A 22,662-nucleotide genomic window follows, 5' to 3' on the forward strand; every position below is an offset into this window, starting at 1 on the left:
CTATGCGCTATATCTCTACCCGTGGCACCGCCCCTGTCCTGTCCTTCGAAGAGGCGATGCTGACCGGCCTTGCCCGTGACGGCGGGCTCTATGTACCCGAAACCATCCCGACGCTTACGCCTGAGCAAATCAACGCCATGCAGGGCCAAAGCTACGAAGAGGTCGCCTTTACGGTTATGCGCCCCTTCATCGGCGACACGTTTACCGATGACGAATTTCGCGCGATCATCGCCCGCGCCTACAAGGGTTTCGGCCACACCGCCCGCGCACCCCTGGTGCAACTGTCTCCGAACCACTTCCTGCTGGAACTCTTCCACGGCCCGACATTGGCGTTCAAAGACTTCGCCATGCAGTTGATCGGCCAGATGTTTCAGGCCGCTCTGGGTCGCAAGGGCGAGCGGGTGACCATCGTCGGCGCGACCTCGGGCGACACCGGCTCGGCCGCGATCGAAGCCTTCAAGGGGCTTGATAACGTCGATGTTTTCATCCTCTACCCGCATGGTCGGGTGTCTGACGTGCAGCGCCGCCAGATGACCACGCCAGCGGAGTCCAACGTCCACGCGCTGGCCATCGATGGCGATTTCGACGACTGCCAAGCGCGCCTGAAAGACATGTTCAACGATTTCGACTTCCGTGATTCCGTGCGGCTGGCAGGGGTGAACTCGATCAACTGGGGCAGGGTGCTGGCGCAGGTGGTTTACTACTTCACAGCCGCTACCAGCCTCGGCGCACCGGGCCGCGAAATCAGCTTCACCGTGCCCACCGGCAACTTCGGTGACATCTTCGCGGGCTACATCGCCAAACGCATGGGTTTGCCCATCGCCGATCTGGTGGTCGCCACCAACCAGAACGACATCCTGCACCGCTGTCTCTCAGGTCAAGGCTACCACAAAGGCGGCGTGACCCCCTCGATCAGCCCTTCGATGGACATTCAGGTCTCTTCGAACTTCGAGCGCGCCCTCTTCGACGCCTATGACCGCGACGCCGGTGCCGTAGCCCAACTGATGGACGAACTGGGGCAGGGCGGTTTCGATGTCTCTCAAGGCGCCATGCAGGCGCTGCAAGACACCTACCGCTCGGGCCGCGCCTCGGAAGAAGAAACCAGTGCCACCATCACCGACCGCCGCCGCACCACGGGCGAGCTGCTCTGCCCACATTCCGCCGTTGGCGTGAAAGTCGCAGATGAGCTGCGCGATCCGGCCACCCCGATGGTCACGCTGGCCACCGCGCATCCGGCCAAATTCCCCGACGCGGTGGAAGCCGCCACCGGCATTCGCCCGCCCCTGCCGCCGCGCATGGCGGACCTTTTCGACCGGGAAGAACGTTTCACCCGGCTGCCCAATGACCTCGACGCGCTGAAAGCGCATATCAAAGGAAACCTCCCCGCGTGAGCCTCAAACAGACCACATTGCCCAACGGCTTCCGGATCGTCACCGAACATATGGAGGGGCTCGCCTCCTCCGCCATCGGCGTCTGGGTGAACGCAGGCGCACGGCACGAAACGCCTCAACAAAACGGCATCGCGCATTTCCTTGAGCACATGGCCTTCAAGGGCACCGCCACCCGTTCGTCGCTGCAAATCGCCGAAGCGATCGAAGACGTGGGCGGCTATATCAACGCCTATACCTCGCGCGAAGTCACCGCCTATTACGCCCGCGTGCTGGAAAACGACGTGGCGCTCGGCCTCGACGTGATCGCCGACATCCTGCGCAACCCGGTGCTGGACCCTTCTGAGGTTGAAGTCGAACGCGGCGTGATCCTGCAAGAGATCGGCCAAGCCCTCGACACGCCCGACGATGTGATCTTCGACTGGCTCCAAGAGCAGGCCTATCCAGATCAACCCATCGGCCGCACCATCCTCGGCCCGTCTGAACGTGTCTCGGCCTTCTCGCGCGACGATCTGCAACGCTTCATCGCGGACCACTACGGCCCCGAGCAGATGATCCTCTCGGCTGCCGGTGCCGTGGACCACGACAAGATCGTAAAACTAGCCGAAAGCCTCTTTGGCGACATGCCCTCGAAAAAGCTCTACCAGATCGACAGCGCCCGTTTCGGCGGGGGCGAGTTCCGGCAGGTCAAGCAGCTTGAACAGGCCCATTTCGCCCTTGGCTTTGAAAGCCCCGGCTACCGCTCGGATGACATCTACATCGCCCAAATCTACGCCTCTGCCTTGGGCGGCGGCATGTCTTCGCGCCTGTTCCAAGAGATCCGCGAGAACCGCGGCCTTTGCTATACGATCTTTGCCCAAGCCGGTGCCTATGCCGATACGGGCATGACCACGATCTACGCCGGCACCAGCGCCGAGCAATTGCCCGAACTGGCAAACATCACCATCGACGAGATGAAACGCGCGGCCTCTGACATGTCCCCCGCCGAAGTCGCCCGCGCCCGCGCCCAGATGAAAGCCGGGCTGCTGATGGGGCTGGAAAGCCCCTCAAACCGCGCCGAACGTCTGGCCCGCCTCATCCAAATCTGGGACCGCGTTCCGCCCCTCGAAGAGACCGTGGCCCAGATCGACGCCGTCACCACCGGCGATGTGCGCGATTTCGCCGAGCGCATGGCGACCCAAGCTCCGGCGGCGTTGGCCCTCTACGGCCCGGTCGACAGCGCACCAACGCTCGACGAGCTTCACAGCAGACGCGCCGCCTGATGCTGCTGGGGCGACGCAAACTGCGGATCGAAACGGAACGGCTGACCCTGCGTCCGCCGATCCATGCCGATTTCCGCGCCTGGTCCGCCCTGCGCCGCGCCAGCAACGACTACCTGCGCCCGTGGGAGCCGACATGGGCCGAGGATCACCTGACCCGCAAGGCTTTCACCAACCGCGTCTACTGGGCGCAGCGCTCGGTGTCTTCGGGCAACGCGATGCCGCTCTTCCTGATCCGGCGCAGCGATCAAAATCTCGTCGGTGCGATCACCCTCGACAACATCCGCCGCGGTCCTGCCCAATCCGGCACGCTCGGCTATTGGACGGGTGAGCCCTTCGCCCGCCAAGGCTACATGCGTGAGGCGATAGAGGCGACGGTGCATCAGGCCTTCACCCGGCTCGACCTGTCGCGCATCGAGGCCGCTTGCCTGCCAGAAAACCAAGCCTCCCGCGGCCTGCTTGAAAAGGCGGGCTTTAAATACGAAGGCGTCGCGCAGAGCTATCTGCAAATCGATGGCCGCTGGCGGACCCATGTGCTCTACGCCTCCCTGCGCAAAGATCGGCGCGGGCGCACGGACGTAGGCTAAGCCTCTGCGCGGAGCGCTCCGCTGCTGATACAAGCATCGCCGGGGCATTATTGCCCCGCCTCACGCCCCGCATTCTCCCAGCCGTTCCGGCGCTTTGCCCTTGCATCCGCGCGCCCCGCGCAGGATCAAAGGCCCATGATACTGAATCCCGCCGACACCGCCTTCATCGACGCCCTGCGCGCACAACTGCCAGACGATGTGCTGCGCGACCCCGAGCAGCGCTACCTCGAAGAACCCCGCGGCCGTTATGCAGGGCAGGGTGGCGTCTTGGCCCTGCCGCGCACCACCGAAGAGGTCGCCTCCCTGATCCGCGCCGCCCATGCCGCCCGCGTGCCGGTCGTGCCCTATGGCGGCGGCACCGGGCTTGTTGGCGGGCAGATCAGCAGCGATGGCCCGGCACCGCTGATCCTCTCCCTTGAGCGCATGAACCGCATCCGCGCCGTCCTGCCTGAAGAGAACGTACTGGTCGCCGAAGCGGGCGTCATCCTCGCCGATGTCCAAGCCGCCGCCGAAGAGGCAAACCGCCTCTTTCCCCTGTCCCTCGCTGCCGAAGGGACCGCGCGGATCGGCGGCACGCTCTCGACCAACGCAGGCGGCACTGGCGTGCTGCGCTATGGCAATGCCCGCGACCTTTGCCTTGGCCTCGAAGCCGTCCTGCCTGACGGCCAAGTTTGGCACGGCCTCACCCGCCTGCGCAAAAACAACACCGGCTACGATCTGCGCAACCTGCTGATCGGCGCCGAAGGCACGCTCGGCGTGATCACCGCCGCCGCCCTCAAACTCTATGCGCGCCCCGCCCGCAGTGGCACCGCGTTGATGGTCGTCGAAAGCCCAGCGGCGGCGCTGACGCTTCTCTCCCTCGCGCGGGACCACTTGGGCGAAATGATCAGCGCTTTCGAACTGATGCACCGCAGAGGTTTCGATTTCCTTAACGAAACCCTGCCCAACATCCGCCAACCCTTCGCCGAAACCCCGCAATGGTGCGTCCTGATCGACATCGGCACCCCCGGAGAGATCGACACCGACGCCGCGCTAGAGGCGCTCTTCGCCGCAGCGCTTGACGCGGGCCTCGTCTCGGACGGCCTCATCGCGCAGAACGCCCAGCAGGCCCAAGATTTCTGGACCATCCGCGAAACCATTCCCGAGGCCAACCGCCTGATCGGCTCGGTCTCAAGCCACGACATCTCAGTGCCCCTCGGCGCGATCCCCGAGTTCATCACCCGCGCCACCGATGCGCTCTCGGCGCTCGGCGACTTCCGCATCAACTGTTTCGGCCATGTCGGGGACGGCAACCTGCACTACAACGTCTTCCCCGCGAAGGGCAGAAACCGCGCCGATTACGAAGGCCAACGCGACGCGGTGAAACGTGTGGTCCATGACCTCGTCCACGACCTCGGCGGTTCGTTCAGCGCGGAACATGGCGTGGGCCGCGTCAAGGTCGATGACCTCGAACGCTACGGCGACCCCGCCAAACTCACCGCCATGCGGGCGATCAAAACGGCCCTCGATCCCAAGGGCATCATGAACCCCGGTGCCGTCCTAAGGCCTTAAAGCCCGTCAAAAGCGCAGAGCGCATGCACCTCTTTGCCAAGCGCTTCCAAACGCTTGCGCCCGCCAAGTTCCGGCAGGTCGATGATAAAGGCGCAGGAAACGATCTCGCCGCCCAAACGCTCGATCAGTTTGATCCCGGCCTCCGCGGTGCCGCCGGTGGCCAGCAGATCATCCACAACCAAAACCTTCTCACCCGGCTTGATCGCATCGTCATGCAGCTCAACAATGGCCTCGCCATATTCAAGCTTATATTCCTGACTGATCACCGTGCCGGGCAGCTTGCCCTTCTTGCGGATCGGCACGAAACCCACGCTCAACTGATGCGCAATCGCCCCGCCCAGAATAAAGCCACGCGCTTCGAGCCCCACCACCTTGTCAATGTTGATCCCCGCATAGGGGTGCAGCATCTGGTCGATCGCCATGCGAAACCCGCGCGGATCGGCAAAAAGCGTTGTCACGTCACGAAACATGATCCCCTCATGGGGGAAATCTATGATCGTGCGAATATAGTCCTGAACCTGTTTCATGCCGCCCTTCCGCGTGTTTGACCGGACCCGTCTTAGCGCAACGCGCCGCCCGGGCGAACCCCCCATCTGCGCCCGCCGCCCAACATCCGAAAAGGGGCACCAAACCCCCTCCCTTCATCCTTTCTTAAATACCGTCCGCACTCAGCCATGCAGGGCCGCCGCCCGCGTTCAAAGCATCCGCCCCGCCACCGCATCCAGTTTGGCCAGCAACTCAGGATCGCGCGCATCCGGCTGGGTTAGGATCGCAAACTCCAGCGCCCGGTCACAGCCATGCGGGCAGGGCGCGCGCTCGGCACCTAAAAGCGCGGGCAGTCGCGAGACCATGGCGCGGCCCTTGTCGGCATTGCCCATCAGCGTGGCGATGATCTGCGTCACATCCACCTCGCCATGGTCGGGGTGCCAACTGTCGTAATCAGTTATCATCGCCACGCTCGCATAGCAAAGCTCGGCCTCGCGGGCGAGCTTTGCCTCGGGCATATTGGTCATGCCGATCACATCCGCGCCCCAGCTTTCGCGGTACATTTTCGATTCCGCCAATGTTGAGAACTGCGGCCCCTCCATTGCCAGATAAGTGCCGCCACGGTGCACGTTGATGCCCGCCTCCCGCGCGGCGGTCTCGCAGGCGTCGCTTAACCGCGGGCAGGTGGGATGGGCGACAGAGACATGCGCCACGCAGCCGGGGCCGAAAAAGCTTTTCTCGCGGGCCATGGTGCGGTCGATGAACTGATCGACGACCACGAAATCCCCCGGTGCCATTTCCTCGCGGAACGACCCGCAGGCGGAAACGCTTATCACATCCGTACAGCCCAATCGCTTAAGCGCGTCGATATTCGCGCGGTAGGGGACAGAGGTCGGCGTATGCACATGCCCCCGGCCATGGCGCGGCAGAAAGACCATGGCGACCCCGTTCAGCGTTCCGGTCAGCACCTGATCCGACGGCGCGCCCCAAGGAGTCTCAACCGTGACCCAATCGGCATCCTGAAGCCCGTCGATGTCGTAAATGCCGGAGCCGCCGATCACGGCGATTTTCGTATCTGTCATGGAGGGAGCCTGTGCCTTGGATGGTTGCCGGTAAGGCCCAAAGAACCTCATAGAATGCCACGGGGATCAAGTGTTTTTGCCAAGAGACGCGACACGTCTGCGTCAGGGGATGCCGGTCCTGCGCCGCTCACTCGGCCCGCAAAAGCGTTTCTGCATTGCAGCAAACTCTGCCCGAAGGGAGGCAATACGCTTTTCTTCGCGGCGAAATTCCTCTAGATGCAGCCAAAAGCGCCCCGCATCCGCGGTCAGGGCGCTATATTCGTTTTCCGAAAGTCAAAGGACGCCCCCATGCGCGCCACGCTGCACAATTTTGCCAAGAACCTTGATGTGACCGATCTGCGTTGGATGCCGGATGATGGTTTTTCCATCGGGCGGCTGCGCATCGAATTGCTGTCGGGGCTGACCGTGGCGCTGGCCTTGGTGCCCGAAGCGGTGGCTTTTGCTTTTGTCGCCGGGGTACACCCTCTGGTCGGGCTCTATGCTGCCTTCCTCGTCGGTCTCATCACCGCGCTGATCGGTGGTCGGCCGGGTATGATCTCGGGCGCCACAGGCGCGCTGGCAGTGGTCATGGTGGCCTTGGTAGCGCAGCATGGGGTTGAATACCTCTTTGCCACCGTGGTGCTGATGGGGCTTTTGCAGATCTTCGCAGGCGTCATGCAATGGGGCAAATTCATCCGGCTGGTGCCGCATCCGGTGATGTTGGGCTTCGTCAACGGTCTGGCGATTGTGATTTTCTTGGCCCAGATGAGCCAGTTCAAAGTGCCCGGCACCATGGTCGATACCGGCCACGGCATGGGCGGTGGCGAATGGCTTTCGGGCCAGCCGCTCTATCTCATGCTGGCCCTGGTGGCGGCGACCATGGCGATCATCTGGATCACTCCGCGCATCACCAAACTGATCCCCGCGCCGCTTGCAGGCATCGGGATCATCGCCGTTTTGGTGATTGGTTTTGGCCTCGACGTGCCGCGGGTGGGCGATCTGGCTTCGATCCAAGGCGGATTGCCGAGCCTGCATATCCCCATGGTGCCACTCACTTGGGAAACCTTTGAGATCATCTTGCCCTATGCCGTGATCCTCGCCGCCATTGGCCTGATCGAAAGCTTGCTGACACTGAACCTTGTGGGTGATCTTACCGGCAAGCGCGGCGGCGCCAGCCAAGAGTGCATCGCCCAAGGTGTGGCCAACACGGTCACCGGTTTCTTCGGTGGCATGGGCGGCTGCGCGATGATCGGTCAGTCGATGATCAACGTGAAATCCGGTGGCCGCACCCGCGTTGCCGGGATCGCGGCGGCGGTGTTCTTGCTGCTTTTCATCCTCGTCGGGTCCTCGGTGATTGAACTTATCCCGCTTGCCGCCCTCGTTGGCGTGATGTTCATGGTGGTGATCGGCACCTTCGCTTGGAACTCGCTCACCATCTTGCGGAAAGTGCCGCTGATCGATGCCTTCGTTGTCATTCTGGTGACGGTGGTGACCGTGATGGAAGACCTCGCCGTGGCGGTGGTCGTCGGTGTGATCGTCTCGGCGCTGGCCTATGCGTGGAACAACGCGCGCCGTATCCATGCGACCACGCGGGGGTCAGTGACCGAAGAGGGCGCCAAGGTCTATGAGATCCACGGCCCGCTGTTCTTCGGCTCGTCCGATGGCTTTGCCGAGCTTTTCGACGTAGAGAACGACCCCGAGGTGGTGATCGTCGATTTCGCCGACAGCCGTGTGGTGGATCAATCCGCGCTACAGGCGATCGAGGCGATAGCCGCGAAATACGAGGCGGCGGGCAAGCGTCTGCAGTTGCGTCACCTGAGCCGCGATTGTCACCGGTTGCTGACCAAGGCGGGGCATCTGATGGTCGATAGCGATGACGACCCTGATTATGAACTGGCGGTTGATTACGACGTGCGCACCGGGGTTCTGGGCGGGCACTGAATAGAAAACCCGGCGCCAAGAGGTGCCGGGTTTTGTTTTTTGTTCGAGGTTACCACCGGCCCGGAATCAAGCCGAAGGCGCCGGGCCATCGCCTGCCCGCCCGTCACGCCAAAGGCGTGCCGTATCATTCTGAGCGCACCTCCGGTGCGACCGGGTAGGCGATCCGGCGAGGCTAGGCGCGACATAGAGAACGCACATCACGACTGAACCATAAAGTGGCAGCTGGCATTGTCTCATCGCCGACCCGCGGGCAGGCGATACCCCTCGTCATTCAATCATCCGGTCGCTTCAACTCAAACACATCCCGCACCACCGTGTAGTCACGATACCCCAGACGCGACAGCGGCTGGAACCGGGTCACGTCGAACCGCCCATCGACCACGCAATCGTCGCGCATATGCACGCCCACGACCTCGCCGAAGACCGCGAAATTCGCCTCGCCCGGCAATTGCACGATTTGTGTCAGCTTGCATTCGAGGCTGGCAGGCGCATTGGCCACCCGCGCGCAGGCGATCTGTTCGCATTCGGCTTTGTCGATCCCGGCGCGCGCGAATTCGTCTTCGCCATGGGGCAGGGTGGCCGAGGTCACGTTCATCACGTCGCGCGCCGCATATTCCACCACGTTTACGCAAAACACCCCGGTCTCGCGGATGTTGGCCACGGAATCCTTGGTGCCGTCCACGTCTTCCTTGGCGCTGGTCGAGGCGAACATCACCTGCGGCGGCACATAGGCCACAGCGTTAAAGAAAGAATAGGGCGCGAGGTTGTCGCGGCCCTGACCGTCACGGCTGGAGATCCAGCCGATGGGGCGGGGGCTGACGATGGCGTTGAACGGATTATGCGGCAGACCATGGCCGTCTTCGGGACGATAGAACATGAACACTCCTTGAAGGTTTGCACCCATGGCTAGCCTCATGCTACGTCCAGCGCCACCCGCAATTGCTCCTGAAAGCCTCCGGCCTTGCATCAGACGCCCTACAAGATGACCCCGGAGGGGCCCGCTGACCATTGGGAGGTCGAAGCGCTTTACGACACCTGTTTCGCGCCGGGGCGCGAGGCGCTGTCGTCTTACCGGCTACGCGACGGCGTGCCGCCTGTGGCGGGGCTGAGCCATGTGGCGCGCGACAGTGCGGGCATTCTGGCGGGCGCGATCCGCTATTGGCCCGTGCGCATCGGCGCGGCGAACGCACTGTTACTTGGCCCGGTGGCGGTGCACCCCACAAGGCAAGGCGAAGGGCTGGGCGCGGCACTGATCGAAACCTCACTGGCGCAGGCGGCCCCGCTGGGGTGGGAACGTGTGATGCTGGTGGGCGATGCGCCTTACTATAACCGCTTCGGCTTTACCCTGCTGCAAGACGTAGAGATGCCCCCGCCCACGAACCCCGCGCGCATCTTGGGCCGCGCCTTAGCCGAGGGGGCTTGGGCCGGGGTCACCGGCAAGGTTCGCCGCTGGCACGATTGATTTTACCCCAGACCCGACCCACATTGAGCCTAAGCTCAAAGAGGGACGCCCATGCAGATCGAAAGCAACCTGCCCAGCACTATTGATGTCGACGCCCGGCTGGATGAAATCGCCCGCCGCTATAAACAGGCGGGCGGCGTGGGCATTCATGTGCTGAACCTCATCGGCGGCAGCGCGGATGGGTTGATCGACCGTTTGCCGGGGGCGGTGCGCCGCAACCTCGAAGGGGCGACGATGAAGGCGCTTGGCCATGCCATGCAGGCCGCCCATTCCAGCCGCAGCTATGTGAAGGACCAGCAGGGTTGGCTGAACCAAGCGGTCTCAACCGCCATGGGGGCCGCTGGCGGGGCCGGGGGGCTGCCCACGGCGCTGGCCGAACTGCCGGTGACCACAACGCTGCTGTTGCGGGTCATCCAAGGCGTGGCGGCGGAACATGGGTTTGATCCGGCGGCTGAGAATGTGCAGTTCGACTGCGTCCATGTCTTCACCGCTGCAGGGCCGTTGGCCGATGACGATAGCGCCGATCTGGGGTTTTTGACGGTCCGCATGGCGCTGACGGGCCGGGCGATGAACGCAGTGATCGCCCGCGTGGCCCCACGGCTGGCATTGGTGATGGGGCAAAAGCTCGCCGCGCAGGCGGTACCGGTGCTGGGCGCAGTGGCCGGGGCGGCGACGAACTATGCCTATACCAGCTATTACCAAGACATGGCCCATGTGCATTTCGGCCTGCGCAGCCTGGCGATAGAGGCGGATATCCCGCAAGAGGAACTGGTTGCCCGACTGAGACAGAAGATGGGTCGGACGCCGTCCAAGATCTGATCAGCGCCCGATACTGCCCGGCGCTACGGTGGTGGCCTTGATGATGGCGTAGCACCCCATCCCCTCGCGCAGATCAAGATCGCGCACTGCCCGCGCCGTGACGCGGGCAAGCAGGCGGTCACCGCCCGCGTCCAGCGCAATGGCAGCGCCCGGCCCGTCACCGGGATGCACCGCATCCACCCGCACGGGCAGAATGTTAACCGAAGACAGCCCCTCGGGCCGCTGGCGCGACAAGATCACATCCTGCGCTAAGACCCGCAGCCGCACCCGCGTGCCTATCGGCGCTTGCACCCCCGGCAATTCCAGCTGCCCCGCCCGCACGGCGAGGGTCGAAAGCCCGTCTTCGGCATGGGCGATGACATCGGCCTCCAGCACCGCACCCGCTTCGCGCACGCCCAGCAGGGGCACGGCGGCGAGGTCGGCCATGACGTCGAACAATGCGCCCTGCGCCTTTAGCCGCCCGTTTTGCAATAAGACCAGCCGATCGGCGAGCCGGGCAATCTCATCCACCGCGTGGCTGACGTAGAGGATCGGCAGGCCCAATCCCCCGTCGCGCAGGCGTTCGAGATAGGGCAGGATCTCTTGCTTGCGCGGCCCATCGAGGCTGGCCAGCGGTTCGTCCATCAACAACATACGCGGATGGCACAGCAGCGCCCGGCCAAGGGCAACACGCTGTTTTTCTCCGCCCGACAGGGTCGCCGGGGCACGGTCGAGCAGGGGTTCAATCCCCAAGAGTGCCACGACATCTTCAAAGCCCGCACCTAGGCTGTCACGCGGGGCATAGCGCGTGCCGAAGGTCAGGTTCTTGCGCACATCAAGATGCGGAAAAAGCCGCGCATCCTGAAAGACATAGCCCAGCCTGCGGCGATGTGGCGGCACCCAGATGCCGCGCTGCGTATCCACGAGCACCTCACCCTCCAACACCACGCGGCCGACATCAGGGCGCAGCAATCCGGCAAGCGCGTTGATCACCGTCGTCTTGCCTGCACCCGAGCGGCCAAAAAGCGCGGTGATGCCCCCTTCGGTGGTGAATGACAGGTCCAGATCAAAGCCGTCGAACCGATGGCGCAGCGTGACCTCCAGCATCAGCGCGCCCCCGAGATGCGTCTGGCGACCCGCCGGGCCAAAGCTTCGGAAAGGAGCACGGCGGCCAGCGCCACCAGCCCGGCCAGCGCCGCCATGGTCAGCGCGCGGCTCTCGCCGCCCGGCACCTGCAGTGCCGTCCAAATTGCGCTCGGCAGGGTTTGGGTCTGGCCGGGGATATTGGCAACGAAGGTGATCGTGGCACCGAATTCGCCCATCGCCTTGGCAAAGCCCATCACCGCCCCGGCAAGGATGCCGGGAAAGATCAGCGGAAGGGTGACGCGGCAGAACACGCTGATGCGCGGCGCGCCAAGCGTGGCGGCGGCGGCCTCGATCCGTGGGTCAACGGCTTCGATCGCCAGCCGCATGGCGCGGACCATCAGCGGAAAGCTCATGATCAGAGCGGCCAGCACTGCGCCGGTCCAATGGAAAGCAAGGCCGATGCCGAAACTCTCCAACAGACGACCCATGGGGGCGTTGCGGCCAAAGCTCAACAGCAGCAGATAGCCCGTCACCACTGGCGGCAGAACCAGTGGCAGATGGACCAACGCGCTTAACACGCCTTTGCCACGAAACTGCTTCCGGGCGAGGATCCACGCAACCCAAAGCGCCAGCGGCAGAGAGCAGAGCATCGCCACAGTCGCCACCCGCAGCGACAACAAGAGCGCGGCCCAAGCGGCAGCGTCAAGATCCATGATCGGCCCGAAGGAAACCATGATTCTCAAGGATCGTCTGCGCCTTTTGCGTGTTCAGGAAATCGACCAGCGCGGTGCCTTCCGGCGTCAGGGCAGCGGCGGGATAGGTGATGGGGGCATGGGTATCGGCAGGCACCTCATAGACGATCTGCACGTCCTCCTCAGCATGGGCGTCACTGGCATAAACCACGCCAAAAGGCGTATCACCGCGCGCGACCAAAGCCAGTGCGGCGCGGACATTGTCGGTCTCGGCCAATTGGCTTTGCAGGCTCTCCCATAGACCCTCATGGGTCAGCCATTCGCGGGCATAGCTGCCTGCGGGCACCGCATCGCGTTGGCCCATGGCGAGCCGCCCCATGCGGCCCAGCCGGGCGGGCAGGTCGGCAGGCTGGGACAGCGCGGCGGTGCCACGGGGGGCGATCAGCACCAAGTGGTTGCGGGCGACGATCTGGGCCTGCTCGGCGGTGCTAACCCCTTGATATGACAGCCAATCCATCCAATCGGTGTTCGCGAGAAGGACGACATCGGCAGGCGCTCCGGCAGCGACCTGCCGCGCCATCGTGCCCGACCCGCCGTAGGCCAAGGCCAATGGCGCGGGGAACGCTTCTGCGATCTCCTCCAGCGCGCCGCGTAGGCTGGCGGCGGCGAAGACGGTCAGCGGTGCCTCGGCCCGAAGGGGGAGGGCAAGGCCGCAGAACAGGGTCAGAAGGGCGCAAAATCTTATCATTTTGGTAGTATCTTTGATGCATTGAAGGGGGGCAAGTGCATATGGTCAGACAAGGATTGCCGCGCTAGGGTGAAGGCGAAAACAACCAGCCAGAGGGCGCGGCTGCGACGGATGACGACACAGGCACCGATATCGCTGAACGGCGGACAAAAGGACGATCTGCGCATTCAATTTTCAGCACTTTGCTGGCGTCGTAAACGTGGCAAGTTGCAGATCTTGCTGATTACCTCGCGCGGCAGCAAGCGTTGGATCATTCCCAAGGGCTGGCCGATGGACGGTAAAACCCCCGCCGCCTCGGCTCTGGTCGAGGCATGGGAGGAAGGCGGCGTTGTGGGGCAGGTGCGCGGGCAATGTCTGGGCGTTTATAGCTATGCCAAAACCGGGGAGGATGGGGCAGTGCCCTGTTTGGCGATGCTGTACCCGGTCAAGGTCAAGACATTGGCGAAACAGTTCCCCGAGAAGGGACAGCGCAAGCGGCTGTGGTGCTCGCGCCGGAAAGCTGCGCAGCTGGTGGATGCGCCCGATCTGGCGCGGTTGATCCGCGATTTCGATCCGCGCAGCGGCGGTCTGGCGGGCTGATTGCGCGACAATGGCACGTGCGGGCCGATCCCGCCTGTCTTGACCTCGTTCCTGCGGCAGCCCATTTAGAATTGAGAGTTCAAGGACCGGGCGAATGATCCGTTATGCGTTGAAATGCGAGGCCGGGCATGGTTTCGACAGTTGGTTCCAATCGGCGGCAGCCTTTGACAGCCTCGCCCGCGGGGGCCATCTGAGCTGTGCCGTCTGTGGGTCGGCCGAGGTGCGCAAATCGCTGATGGCCCCGCGGGTGACGTCGGGCGAGTGCGCCCCCGAAGCGGTCGAGAAACCGCAGCCTGCGGAGAAGCCCGCGCCGGCTTTGTCCAACCCGGTGAGCGATGTGGAAAAAGCGCTGACCGCGCTGCGCAAAAAGGTCGAGGCGACCTCGGACTATGTCGGCAAGAATTTCGTTCGGGAAGCGCGCGACATGCACGCAGGGCGCACGCCCGAACGTGCGATCTATGGCGAAGCGCGGCTGGATCAGGCCCGCGCCTTGGTCGAAGAAGGCGTACCGTTGATGCCCCTGCCGTTCAAACCCAAACGCCAACTTTCCTGAAGGCGCGTTCTCGCAAAGGCGCATTCTGGTAAAGGCCCATTCTGATAAAGGACCCTCCATGACCATTGTGATCACCGGCGCGAGCCGCGGCATCGGCGCGACGCTGGCCGCACAGTATAAAGATGCAGGCGAAGAGGTGATCGGCACCGCCCGCAGCGCGGGGGCAGGGGCCGTGTTGGATGTGACCGACCCGGCAAGCCACGCCGCTTTTGCCGCAAACCTGCAAGGCCGACCACTGGACCTGCTGATCTGCAATGCGGGCGTCTATCTGGACAAGGGCGATGACTTGGATACCGGCTTTGGCCCCGACCTTTGGGCGCAGAGTTTCGCGACCAATGTGACCGGGGTTTTTCTGACGGTGCAATCGCTCATGCCGAACCTGCGCGCGGCAAAGGGCGCGAAAATCGCGATCATTGCTTCGCAGATGGGGTCGCAGACGCGGGCACCGGGGGGCAGCTATATCTACCGCGCCTCCAAGGCGGCGGCGATCAATCTGGGGCGCAATTTGGCGGTGGACCTGAAGTCAGAGGGTATCGCGGTGGGGATTTACCACCCCGGCTGGGTGCGCACCGATATGGGTGGTGATCAGGGCGAAATCAGCGTGGCGGAGTCTGCCCAAGGTCTTGCCCAGCGGATCGCTGCGCTGGATCTGGCGCGGACGGGCGCGTTTGAGACATGGGATGGCCGGGCGCATCCGTTCTAGGGCACTCGACATAACGTCATGTTAAATAGGCTTGCCCTTGCCGTGCCGTGGGCTTAGACCGCGCTGGACTGTTGCGCGGGGGACAATATGCCTGTTCTGGTTATGAAATTCGGTGGGACTTCGGTCGCCACTTTGGACCGTATCCGCCGCGCGGCAAAGCGCGTCGGCGTCGAGGTTGCCAAAGGCTATGACGTGATCGTCATCGTTTCGGCCATGTCGGGCGAGACGAATAAGCTGGTGGGCTTCGTCAATGAGACCTCGCCGCTCTATGATGCGCGCGAATATGATGCCATCGTGTCGAGTGGGGAGAATGTCACCGCGGGCCTGATGGCGCTGACCTTGCAGGAAATGGACGTGCCCGCACGCTCGTGGCAGGGCTGGCAGGTGCCGGTGCGCACCACCGATGCCCATTCCGCCGCGCGGATCGAAGAGATCCCCACCGACAACATCAACGCCAAGTTCGGCGAAGGCATGAAGGTCGCCGTGGTCGCAGGTTTCCAAGGCATCAGCCCGCAGGGTCGGATCACGACGCTCGGCCGGGGCGGATCGGACACGACGGCTGTCGCCTTTGCCGCCGCTTTCGATGCGGAGCGCTGCGATATCTACACCGATGTGGACGGTGTTTACACCACCGACCCGCGGGTGGAATCTAAGGCCCGCAAACTTGACAAGATCTCCTTTGAAGAGATGCTGGAACTGGCCTCTCTCGGGGCGAAGGTTTTGCAGACCCGTTCGGTCGAACTGGCGATGCGCTACAAGGTTAAACTGCGCGTGCTGAGCAGTTTCGAAGGACAATCTGACGATGCCGGGACGCTCGTCTGCGATGAGGAGGAAATCATGGAAAGCAATGTGGTGGCCGGGGTCGCGTTTTCCCGTGATGAGGCAAAGATGACCTTGGTGTCCGTGGCGGACCGCCCCGGCATCGCGGCGACGATCTTTACCGCGCTCAGCGAAGGTGGCGTGAACGTCGACATGATCGTCCAAAACATCGCCGAAGAAGGCCGCACCGATATGACGTGGTCCTGCCCCGTCGATCAGGTGATCCGCGCGGAAAAGGCGATGGAGAAAGCCCATGAAGAGGGCATCATCAACTACCAAGAGTTGATCGCCGACAAGGGTGTGGCCAAAGTGTCCGTGGTCGGCATCGGCATGCGCAGCCACACCGGCGTGGCCGCCAAGATGTTCAAGGTGCTCTCGGATGAGGGGATCAACATCAAGGTTATCACCACCTCCGAGATCAAGATCAGCGTGTTGATTGACCGCAAGTATATGGAGCTGGCCGTGCAGGCGCTTCATGATGCTTTCGAGCTGGATAAAGCCGCTTAAGCCTCTGCGATCAAATGGGTTTTACGCGAGGTTGCGCCTTGCGTAAAACTGCAGCATCCCGCCGATATGCTGGCAGAGGATGCAGGGTATGTCGCGAATAGCATTTCTATCCTTGCGCGAGTGCGCTAAACCCTGCTCCAGAGGGACAGGGACCAGATCATATGGCCGAACGGGTTGAAACAGAAAGCCGGAAGCTGCTGGGGCGGCTGCGCGATGCGATGGCCAGTGATGTGGCGGGGCAAGCGCGGCTCGACAAGATCACCCAGTTGATCGCCAACTCCATGGGCTGCGAAGTCTGCTCGATCTATCTGTTCCGTGATGAAGACACTCTTGAGCTTTGTGCCACCGAAGGTCTGAACGAGGCGGCGGTGCATGAAACCCGTATGAAACTGGGCGAAGGTCTGGTGGGGCGCGTGGCTAAGCGCCGCACGGTGATCAACACGCCCGATGCGCCGCAGGCTGCCGGTTTCCGTTTCATGCCAGAGACGGGGGAGGAGATTTATTCTTCGTTCCTCGGCGTGCCGATCCAGCGGTTGGGTGAGACGCTTGGCGTGCTGGTCGTGCAGTCCAAACAGGCGCGGGAATTTTCGGCGGATGAGGTTTACGCGCTTGAGGTCGTGGCCATGGTGCTGGCCGAAATGGCCGAGCTTGGAGCCTTTGTCGGCGAGGGGGCGGCGATGTCAGCGCGGCACAGCCAGCCGGTGCTGCTGCGCGGCACCGTGGGGCAGGAGGGCGTGGCCGAGGGCCATGTCTGGCTGCATGAGCCGCGGGTGGTGGTATCCAACCCCATCGCCGATGACCCGGAACGCGAGACTGAGCGCCTGACCGAAGCGGTCGAGCAATTGCGCGTCAGCGTTGACCAATTGTTAAGCCTTACCGCCGACAAAGAGCAGCAACAGGTGCTTGAAGCCTACCGCATGTTCGCAAATTCCAAAGGCTGGATGCGGCGCATGGTGGAGGATATTCAAAGCGGGCTGAGCGCCGAGGCTGCGGTCGAGAAAGAACAATCCATGGCCCGCGCCCGTCTGGGGCAGGTCAATGACCTTTATCTGCGGGAGCGGTTGTCGGATCTGGATGATCTGTCGAACCGTTTGCTGCGTCATCTGACGGGGCAGGGCAGTGACACGGGCGCAGAGATGCCGGTCGATCCGATCCTGGTGGCGCGCAATATTGGCCCGGCGGAATTGCTGGACTATGGGCGGACGCTGCGCGGTATCGTGTTGGAGGGCGGCTCTGTCGGGTCACACGCGGCTATTGTGGCGCGGGCGCTGGCGATTCCGCTGATCGTTCACGCGAGCCGCATCACCAATGATGCGCTGAATGGCGATCACATCATGGTGGATGGGGAACAGGGCGTGGTGCATCTGCGGCCCGACGATACCGTGGCCACGGCCTTTCGCGACAAGATCGCGATGCAGGCGGCCGCGCAGGAACGCTATGCCTCGATCCGCGATAAACCGGCTGAGACGAAATGCGGGCGGATCATCAGCCTACAGATGAACGCGGGGTTGATGGCCGATCTGCCCTCGCTCGAAGGGTCGGGGGCCGAGGGCGTGGGGCTGTTCCGCACCGAATTGCAGTTTCTGGTGCGCAACCAGATGCCCCGCCGGACCGAGCTTGCGGCGCTTTACGCGCGCGTACTTGATGCCGCGCATGGCCGCCGGGTGGTGTTTCGCACACTCGATATCGGATCGGACAAGGTGCTGCCCTATATGAAGCCAAACGATGAGCCGAACCCGGCTTTGGGCTGGCGCGCGATCCGGGTGGGATTGGACAAACCCGGTGTCATGCGCATGCAGTTGCAAGCGCTGATCCGCGCCGCTGCGGGCCGCCCGCTGGCGGTGATGTTTCCCTTTATCGCCCAGTTCGAGGAGTTCCGCGCCGCCCGCGCCGAGGTCGACAAGGCGATGGAGCGCGAGCGTATCTTGGGCCATGTGTTGCCCGAAAAGCTGGAGGTTGGCGCCATGTTGGAGACGCCCAGCCTCGCCTTTGCCCCAAAGAAATTCTTTGAAGAGGTCGAGTTCCTGTCGATCGGGGGCAACGATCTGAAACAGTTCTTTTTCGCCGCTGACCGTGAGAACGAGCGTGTGCGGCGGCGCTATGACACGCTAAACGTCTCTTTCTTGACCTTCCTTGAAGGTATCGTAGAACGCTGCGCCGAAACCGATACGGCACTGTCTTTCTGCGGTGAGGATGCGGGCCGCCCGGTCGAGGCGCTGTGTTTCGCGGCCATCGGGCTCAAGACCCTGTCGATGCGCCCGGCCTCAATCGGGCCGGTCAAAAGCCTGCTGCGGCGCTGCAACCTTGATGACGTGCGCGAGGTTATCCACGCGGCGCGCGAGCGGGGTGAGATGTCGGTAAGAGGCGCGGTGATGGACTACGTGCGTCAGCAGCACCAGCATTAAGGCCCGCAACTATTTGCTGTGATAGTCGCGAAACCAAGCGACGAAACGCGCGATGCCTTCGTGAATGTCGGTTTGCGGGCGATAGCCGGTAAGCCGGTGCAGCAGCGTCGCATCGGCCCATGTGGCGGGGGCGTCGCCCATCTGCATCCCCATGTAATTGCGGATCGCGCGCTTGCCGAGCGCGGCTTCGATCGCTTCGACGAAATCAAGCAGGCGGACCTTTTCGGAATTGCCGATATTTACCACCCGGTAGGGTGCTGCGGGGGAGAGCGAATCCCATTCCGGCGGCGGCGGCGCGCTGCCCGGTTGGGGCGGAACGCAATCCATCAGCAGACGGATGCCGCGCACCAGATCATCGACACAGGTGAAATCGCGGTACATCTCGCCGTGATTGTAGATATCGATCGGACGCCCATCGAGGATCGCATCGACGAATTTGCTCAAGGCAAGGTCGGGGCGCCCCCAAGGCCCGTAAACGGTGAAAAAGCGAAACATCGTCGTCGGCAGGTTCCACAGATGGGCATAGGCATGGGCCATCCCCTCATTCGCCTTTTTCGTGGCGGCGTAGATCGACAGGGGCCGGTCGGTGGCCCCGGTTTCGCCAAAGGGCATATCGGTATTGGCCCCGTAGATCGAAGAGGATGAGGCCATGAGCAGATGTTTGACCTCAAGCCGTCGCGCGGCTTCCATCACGTTGAAAGTGCCGGTGATATTGGCGTCGAGAAAGGCGCGGGGGTGGTCGATGCTGTGACGCACGCCCGCTTGCGCCGCGAGGTGGACGATCATGTCTGGCTGAAAGTCATCGGCCAGCGCATCGAAGGTTTCGCGGTCTTCCAGCAGCGCCTCTTTGGTCGTGAAATGCTCATGCTGAAGCAGCATCGCGTGGCGGCGTTGTTTCAAGGCGACGTCGTAGTAATCGGTCATCCCGTCATAGCCCTGCACCCGCGCCCCTTCGGCCAGCAGCAAGCGGGCAAGGTGAAAGCCGATGAAACCGCCCGTGCCGGTGACCAGTATCCTCTGCGTGCTGTCCATTCTGGCATCCTCGCTCATGCGGCATGCCGGGCCCATTGAGCCTGCGGCTTGTGTTGCCTTTCCCATGTCCCGATCAAGGTTGGGCTGTGAATGCTGAAAATTTGGTTAAACTTGGCATAGAAAACGGCAAAGCACTTGCTGGCGGGGCGTCAATCAAGCCCCGGCAAGGCAAAACGGTTCGCGGGCTGCGCGATCAGAGGGCAAGGGGACGCGCGAGGATTTAAATCAGCGCGCGCGCTGAAACGTGATCTGACCGTCCATGATGGCGGTGATTGCATTCACGTCGGTAATCGTTTCGGCGGGCCATCGGGTCAGATCATGGCTTAGAACGGCAATGTCGGCGTCCATGCCTTCTTTCAACCGTCCGCGTGTATCTTCGGCAAACTCTGCCCAAGCGTTGTCGAGGGTATAGCTTGCGAGGGTGTCTTTGAGGGTCTGGGTCTGATCCGGCCAATCGCCGCCGAGGTCCAGCGGCGTGATGGCCGCCTTGAGCGTGGACATCACATCCACCGGGATGACCGGCCAATCGGTTGAGAAAATCACCCGGGCCCCGGTGTCACGAATGGTTTGCCACGCATAGGCCCCTTCGATCTGTTCGGGGCGGATATAGTCCCCGACGCCAGAGGGCGGAAAAACATGGCCCCGGGGCGCGTGGCCGGGCTGGAGGGAGGCGACGATGCCCAGATCTGCGAGCCGGGGAATGTCATCGGGGTGGATCACTTCGATATGTTCGATCCGGTGGCGGCTGTCGCGTTTTTCATTCGCGTTTTGGGCGGCCTCATAGGCGTCGATCGTTCGCCGCACGGCGGCATCCCCGATGGCATGAACAGCGATCTGAAACCCTAGACGATCCGCTTCGACACAGGCGGCGACGAAATGCTCTTGGGTGAAAACCTCATCGCCGCAATTGCCGTCTTTGCCCATCTCCCCCGGATAGGGCTGCAGCATCAGTGCGGTCCCGCTTTCGATCACCCCGTCGATGAACATTTTGACGTGACTACAGCGGACCTTATCCCCTTGAAAGTCATCGCGCAGAGCAGGGGCTTCGCGGGTCAAACGCGCGACAGGGTCGGTGCCTTTGAGGTGAAAGGGCACATGACAGCGGCAGAGCAGGCGGCCCTCGGCCTCCAACTCAGAGAGAAGTTCAAGCTGATAGCGGTTGCCATCCATCAGATGCAGGCCGGTAATGCCCTGCGCGGCGCAATGGGCCAGCCCGCGTGCGATAACGTCCTTGTCCATCGCGCGCTGCGCAGGTGTGGCGGGCGGCTCGGGGTCGCGACCGGCGGTAAGGCCCAACATATCGCGGCCGCCATAGCGGGTGAGCGATAGGATCGGGCTATAGGCGCCGGGCTCAAGCAACTCCCCATTGGCGAGCCCATCTTCCCCCATCACGATTTCAGAACCTGCATCGACCTTGCCGCCTTGCAAGAGCCCTGCCGCCTTCAGCGCGGCGGTGTTGGCCCAGACCGTGTGATGGTCGGGGGCGAACATGGCGAGCGGGCGGTCGGGCAGGATGGCATCAAGGTCATGCCGGGTGAGGGTCTTGCCGGTGCCCAAAATGCCGTAGTCTGCCATGACGCAGAACAGCATTTTATCGTCTGGGTTTGCCTCGGCATAGGGCAGGATCGCGCGGCGCATCTCCTCCAGCCCGGTGAGGCCATAGAGGTTGAGATATTCCAGTTCGACGGACCCGCCAAAGAGATGCACGTGGCTGTCGATAAAGCCCGGCAGCACCGTGCCGCCCTGCGCATCGATCACCTTGGTGTCCGGGCCGATCAGCACCGTGATCTGAGCATCCGATCCGACCGCCGAGATCTTATTACCGGTGATGGCCAAAGCGCTGGCTTGGGGCTGATCCGGGTCAAAAGTGATCAGCGCGCCGTTGTGAATGACAATATCTGCCGGCATGGTCTTAGGGTCCTTATTGCGATGCGCGCCCCGACCGATGGCCGGGACGCAATGTGTTTATCGAACAAAGCGCGCGTTATTTCTGAAGGTCGGTCCAGATCGCGGTATAGAGCTTTTGCGCCTCGGGCGGGCAGACCTTGGCGACATAGGCGGCGCTTTTCAGGTCTTCGGGCACGACCACTTCGGGCGCGGACTTCATGTCTTCTGGCATGAACGCCTCTGAGCCCTTGATGCCGTTGGCATAGCGGGCGAACTCCGACAGCATCGCGGCGTTCTCCGGGTCCATGATGAAGTTGAGGAAGGTCTTGGCTTCTTCGACGTTCTGCGCGTCCGCCAAAATCGCGGCATTGTCCATCCAGACCGGGTAGCCCTCTTGCGGGTAGCCGAAGGCGATGTCGGGGTTCTGGTTGCGCGCTCGGAAGGATGCGCCGTTCCAGTTCACCCCGGCGGCGAGGTCACCCTTGGCGTATTTCTCGATATTGCCGTAGTCCATCGACAACCAATTCGGCTTGGCCTCACGCAGGATGTCGCGGACTTTTTTCAGCATTTCCTTGTCGGCTGTGCATTGCTCACCGCCCGCAAAGTGGATCGCCATGCCCATGACATCGTTCATCTCGGGCACTACGTTGATCTTGCCCTTCAGCTCTTCTGGCGGGTCAAAGATCACGGCGGCGGTATTGATGTCGCCATCATAGACCGCGGTGTTCACCGTCACCCCGACGGTCCCCCACTGCCATGGCACGGTGTAATTGCGGCCCGGATCGAATTCCACGTCGACCCACTGCGGGTCCATGTTCTTGAAGTTCTCCATCTCGTTGGGCTTGCTTTCCATCAGCAGCCCTTCGCCCACGAAAATCGGGACATAGGTGCCCGAGGGCACGACGATGTCAAAGCCGTGACCGCCCGCTTTGATCTTGGCCAGCGCCGTATCGTTGCTGTCATAGTCCGTGATGGTGACCTTGATGCCGGTCTCTTTCTCGAACTTCTCGATCATGTCGGGGCTGGTGTAGTTGCCCCAGTTGTAAATGTTCAACTCGCCTTCGGCCATGGCAGGCCCCGCGAGGATGAGCGTGAGTGCCGTCAGTGTCTTTTTCATG

The 22,662-nt window shown here is 62.7% G+C and carries 21 protein-coding genes; 12 read left to right on the forward strand and 9 right to left on the reverse strand.

Annotated features, from left to right (window positions below; all coding sequences use genetic code 11):
- The first annotated feature begins 2 nt into the window (after window positions 1–2).
- From thrC to A3722_RS10260, 4 genes are all read left to right on the forward strand, one after another.
- Complete coding sequence (gene thrC / locus A3722_RS10245) at window positions 3–1,391, forward strand: threonine synthase (RefSeq protein WP_067621892.1); 1,389 nt, start codon at window positions 3–5, stop codon at window positions 1,389–1,391.
- Entirely contained in the window at window positions 1,388–2,650 is a 1,263-nt protein-coding gene (locus A3722_RS10250; RefSeq protein WP_067621889.1) for a M16 family metallopeptidase, read from the forward strand. Before thrC ends, A3722_RS10250 begins: the two co-directional genes overlap by 4 nt.
- Window positions 2,650–3,234: a GNAT family N-acetyltransferase gene (locus A3722_RS10255; RefSeq protein WP_067621886.1), complete on the forward strand. Its 585-nt coding sequence runs from the start codon at window positions 2,650–2,652 to the stop codon at window positions 3,232–3,234. The genes A3722_RS10250 and A3722_RS10255 overlap by 1 nt, the downstream gene beginning before the upstream one ends.
- Window positions 3,235–3,369: 135 nt before the next feature.
- Window positions 3,370–4,785, forward strand: a complete 1,416-nt coding sequence (locus A3722_RS10260; RefSeq protein WP_067621883.1) for an FAD-binding oxidoreductase — start codon at window positions 3,370–3,372, stop codon at window positions 4,783–4,785.
- On the opposite strand, the gene A3722_RS10265 is transcribed toward A3722_RS10260, so the two are convergent.
- Window positions 4,782–5,312 carry an adenine phosphoribosyltransferase gene (locus A3722_RS10265; protein WP_067621880.1) on the reverse strand — a complete coding sequence of 177 codons (531 nt, stop codon included), beginning with the start codon at window positions 5,310–5,312 and terminating at the stop codon, window positions 4,782–4,784. The two genes, A3722_RS10260 and A3722_RS10265, sit on opposite strands and share 4 nt — an antisense overlap.
- Window positions 5,313–5,480: 168 nt before the next feature.
- Window positions 5,481–6,353, reverse strand: a complete 873-nt coding sequence (locus A3722_RS10270) for an S-methyl-5'-thioadenosine phosphorylase (protein ID WP_067627332.1) — start codon at window positions 6,351–6,353, stop codon at window positions 5,481–5,483.
- Between the two features lie 288 nt (window positions 6,354–6,641).
- Here A3722_RS10270 and A3722_RS10275 point away from each other — a divergent pair, with 288 nt between their 5' ends.
- On the forward strand, window positions 6,642–8,273 hold the full coding sequence (locus tag A3722_RS10275; RefSeq protein WP_067627330.1) for a SulP family inorganic anion transporter: 1,632 nt from the start codon (window positions 6,642–6,644) through the stop codon (window positions 8,271–8,273).
- A 271-nt stretch (window positions 8,274–8,544) separates the two neighbouring features.
- Here the strand turns inward: A3722_RS10275 and A3722_RS10280 are convergent, their stop codons facing one another.
- Window positions 8,545–9,150, reverse strand: coding sequence for a flavin reductase family protein (locus A3722_RS10280; RefSeq protein ID WP_067627329.1), 606 nt, complete (start codon window positions 9,148–9,150; stop codon window positions 8,545–8,547).
- 105 nt (window positions 9,151–9,255) lie between these two features.
- Between A3722_RS10280 and A3722_RS10285 the strand changes: the two genes are divergently transcribed.
- Both A3722_RS10285 and A3722_RS10290 read left to right on the forward strand, forming a co-directional pair.
- A complete protein-coding gene (locus A3722_RS10285; protein ID WP_067627435.1) occupies window positions 9,256–9,735 on the forward strand; it encodes a GNAT family N-acetyltransferase in 480 nt (159 codons plus the stop codon).
- Between the two features lie 51 nt (window positions 9,736–9,786).
- The gene (locus A3722_RS10290) at window positions 9,787–10,554 is read left to right on the forward strand and encodes an EcsC family protein (RefSeq protein WP_067627437.1); all 768 of its coding nucleotides are present in this window, start codon (window positions 9,787–9,789) and stop codon (window positions 10,552–10,554) included.
- Here the strand turns inward: A3722_RS10290 and modC are convergent, their stop codons facing one another.
- The 3 genes from modC to modA are packed head-to-tail and all read right to left on the reverse strand — an operon-like array spanning window position 10,555 to window position 13,059.
- Complete coding sequence (gene modC, locus A3722_RS10295; protein WP_443068612.1) at window positions 10,555–11,640, reverse strand: molybdenum ABC transporter ATP-binding protein; 1,086 nt, start codon at window positions 11,638–11,640, stop codon at window positions 10,555–10,557. It abuts the gene before it with no gap.
- Window positions 11,640–12,332: a molybdate ABC transporter permease subunit gene (modB, locus tag A3722_RS10300; protein WP_067627439.1), complete on the reverse strand. Its 693-nt coding sequence runs from the start codon at window positions 12,330–12,332 to the stop codon at window positions 11,640–11,642. Before modB ends, modC begins: the two co-directional genes overlap by 1 nt.
- Window positions 12,322–13,059: a molybdate ABC transporter substrate-binding protein gene (gene modA / locus A3722_RS10305; protein ID WP_067626939.1), complete on the reverse strand. Its 738-nt coding sequence runs from the start codon at window positions 13,057–13,059 to the stop codon at window positions 12,322–12,324. The genes modB and modA overlap by 11 nt, the downstream gene beginning before the upstream one ends.
- A gap of 111 nt (window positions 13,060–13,170) precedes the next feature.
- Between modA and A3722_RS10310 the strand changes: the two genes are divergently transcribed.
- The 5 genes from A3722_RS10310 to ptsP all read left to right on the forward strand — a co-directional run bounded on the left by A3722_RS10310 (window position 13,171) and on the right by ptsP (window position 18,625).
- A complete protein-coding gene (locus A3722_RS10310) occupies window positions 13,171–13,638 on the forward strand; it encodes an NUDIX hydrolase (RefSeq protein WP_067626937.1) in 468 nt (155 codons plus the stop codon).
- A 94-nt stretch (window positions 13,639–13,732) separates the two neighbouring features.
- Window positions 13,733–14,191: a DUF1178 family protein gene (locus tag A3722_RS10315; protein ID WP_067626936.1), complete on the forward strand. Its 459-nt coding sequence runs from the start codon at window positions 13,733–13,735 to the stop codon at window positions 14,189–14,191.
- 58 nt (window positions 14,192–14,249) lie between these two features.
- A complete protein-coding gene (locus A3722_RS10320) occupies window positions 14,250–14,894 on the forward strand; it encodes an SDR family NAD(P)-dependent oxidoreductase (protein WP_067626934.1) in 645 nt (214 codons plus the stop codon).
- An 87-nt stretch (window positions 14,895–14,981) separates the two neighbouring features.
- Window positions 14,982–16,220 carry an aspartate kinase gene (locus A3722_RS10325; protein ID WP_067626932.1) on the forward strand — a complete coding sequence of 413 codons (1,239 nt, stop codon included), beginning with the start codon at window positions 14,982–14,984 and terminating at the stop codon, window positions 16,218–16,220.
- A 161-nt stretch (window positions 16,221–16,381) separates the two neighbouring features.
- Complete coding sequence (gene ptsP / locus A3722_RS10330) at window positions 16,382–18,625, forward strand: phosphoenolpyruvate--protein phosphotransferase (RefSeq protein WP_067626930.1); 2,244 nt, start codon at window positions 16,382–16,384, stop codon at window positions 18,623–18,625.
- A gap of 9 nt (window positions 18,626–18,634) precedes the next feature.
- Here ptsP and A3722_RS10335 read toward each other — a convergent pair whose 3' ends face one another.
- From A3722_RS10335 to A3722_RS10345, 3 genes are all read right to left on the reverse strand, one after another.
- The gene (locus tag A3722_RS10335) at window positions 18,635–19,657 is read right to left on the reverse strand and encodes an NAD-dependent epimerase/dehydratase family protein (protein ID WP_067626929.1); all 1,023 of its coding nucleotides are present in this window, start codon (window positions 19,655–19,657) and stop codon (window positions 18,635–18,637) included.
- Window positions 19,658–19,882: 225 nt separating this feature from the next.
- Window positions 19,883–21,565, reverse strand: coding sequence for an amidohydrolase (locus A3722_RS10340; protein ID WP_067626927.1), 1,683 nt, complete (start codon window positions 21,563–21,565; stop codon window positions 19,883–19,885).
- Between the two features lie 76 nt (window positions 21,566–21,641).
- Window positions 21,642–22,661 carry an ABC transporter substrate-binding protein gene (locus A3722_RS10345; RefSeq protein ID WP_067626925.1) on the reverse strand — a complete coding sequence of 340 codons (1,020 nt, stop codon included), beginning with the start codon at window positions 22,659–22,661 and terminating at the stop codon, window positions 21,642–21,644.
- Window position 22,662 lies beyond the last annotated feature (1 nt).

Origin of the sequence: Sulfitobacter sp. HI0027 (genome assembly GCF_001634775.1) — a bacterium.
Classification (GTDB): Bacteria; Pseudomonadota; Alphaproteobacteria; order Rhodobacterales; family Rhodobacteraceae; genus Sulfitobacter.

Coding starts and splice junctions, on each gene's coding strand:
- A3722_RS10275 (WP_067627330.1), top strand. CDS start 6,642: ATGCGCGCCACGCTGCACAATTTTGCCAAGAACCTTGATGTGACCGAT.
- A3722_RS10315 (WP_067626936.1), top strand. CDS start 13,733: ATGATCCGTTATGCGTTGAAATGCGAGGCCGGGCATGGTTTCGACAGT.
- A3722_RS10310 (WP_067626937.1), top strand. CDS start 13,171: ATGACGACACAGGCACCGATATCGCTGAACGGCGGACAAAAGGACGAT.
- modA (WP_067626939.1), bottom strand. CDS start 13,059: ATGATAAGATTTTGCGCCCTTCTGACCCTGTTCTGCGGCCTTGCCCTC.
- A3722_RS10335 (WP_067626929.1), bottom strand. CDS start 19,657: ATGGACAGCACGCAGAGGATACTGGTCACCGGCACGGGCGGTTTCATC.
- A3722_RS10340 (WP_067626927.1), bottom strand. CDS start 21,565: ATGCCGGCAGATATTGTCATTCACAACGGCGCGCTGATCACTTTTGAC.
- A3722_RS10260 (WP_067621883.1), top strand. CDS start 3,370: ATGATACTGAATCCCGCCGACACCGCCTTCATCGACGCCCTGCGCGCA.
- ptsP (WP_067626930.1), top strand. CDS start 16,382: ATGGCCGAACGGGTTGAAACAGAAAGCCGGAAGCTGCTGGGGCGGCTG.
- A3722_RS10255 (WP_067621886.1), top strand. CDS start 2,650: ATGCTGCTGGGGCGACGCAAACTGCGGATCGAAACGGAACGGCTGACC.
- A3722_RS10265 (WP_067621880.1), bottom strand. CDS start 5,312: ATGAAACAGGTTCAGGACTATATTCGCACGATCATAGATTTCCCCCAT.
- A3722_RS10320 (WP_067626934.1), top strand. CDS start 14,250: ATGACCATTGTGATCACCGGCGCGAGCCGCGGCATCGGCGCGACGCTG.
- A3722_RS10270 (WP_067627332.1), bottom strand. CDS start 6,353: ATGACAGATACGAAAATCGCCGTGATCGGCGGCTCCGGCATTTACGAC.
- A3722_RS10325 (WP_067626932.1), top strand. CDS start 14,982: ATGCCTGTTCTGGTTATGAAATTCGGTGGGACTTCGGTCGCCACTTTG.
- A3722_RS10345 (WP_067626925.1), bottom strand. CDS start 22,661: ATGAAAAAGACACTGACGGCACTCACGCTCATCCTCGCGGGGCCTGCC.
- thrC (WP_067621892.1), top strand. CDS start 3: ATGCGCTATATCTCTACCCGTGGCACCGCCCCTGTCCTGTCCTTCGAA.
- A3722_RS10285 (WP_067627435.1), top strand. CDS start 9,256: ATGACCCCGGAGGGGCCCGCTGACCATTGGGAGGTCGAAGCGCTTTAC.
- A3722_RS10290 (WP_067627437.1), top strand. CDS start 9,787: ATGCAGATCGAAAGCAACCTGCCCAGCACTATTGATGTCGACGCCCGG.
- A3722_RS10280 (WP_067627329.1), bottom strand. CDS start 9,150: ATGTTCTATCGTCCCGAAGACGGCCATGGTCTGCCGCATAATCCGTTC.
- modC (WP_443068612.1), bottom strand. CDS start 11,640: ATGCTGGAGGTCACGCTGCGCCATCGGTTCGACGGCTTTGATCTGGAC.
- modB (WP_067627439.1), bottom strand. CDS start 12,332: ATGGATCTTGACGCTGCCGCTTGGGCCGCGCTCTTGTTGTCGCTGCGG.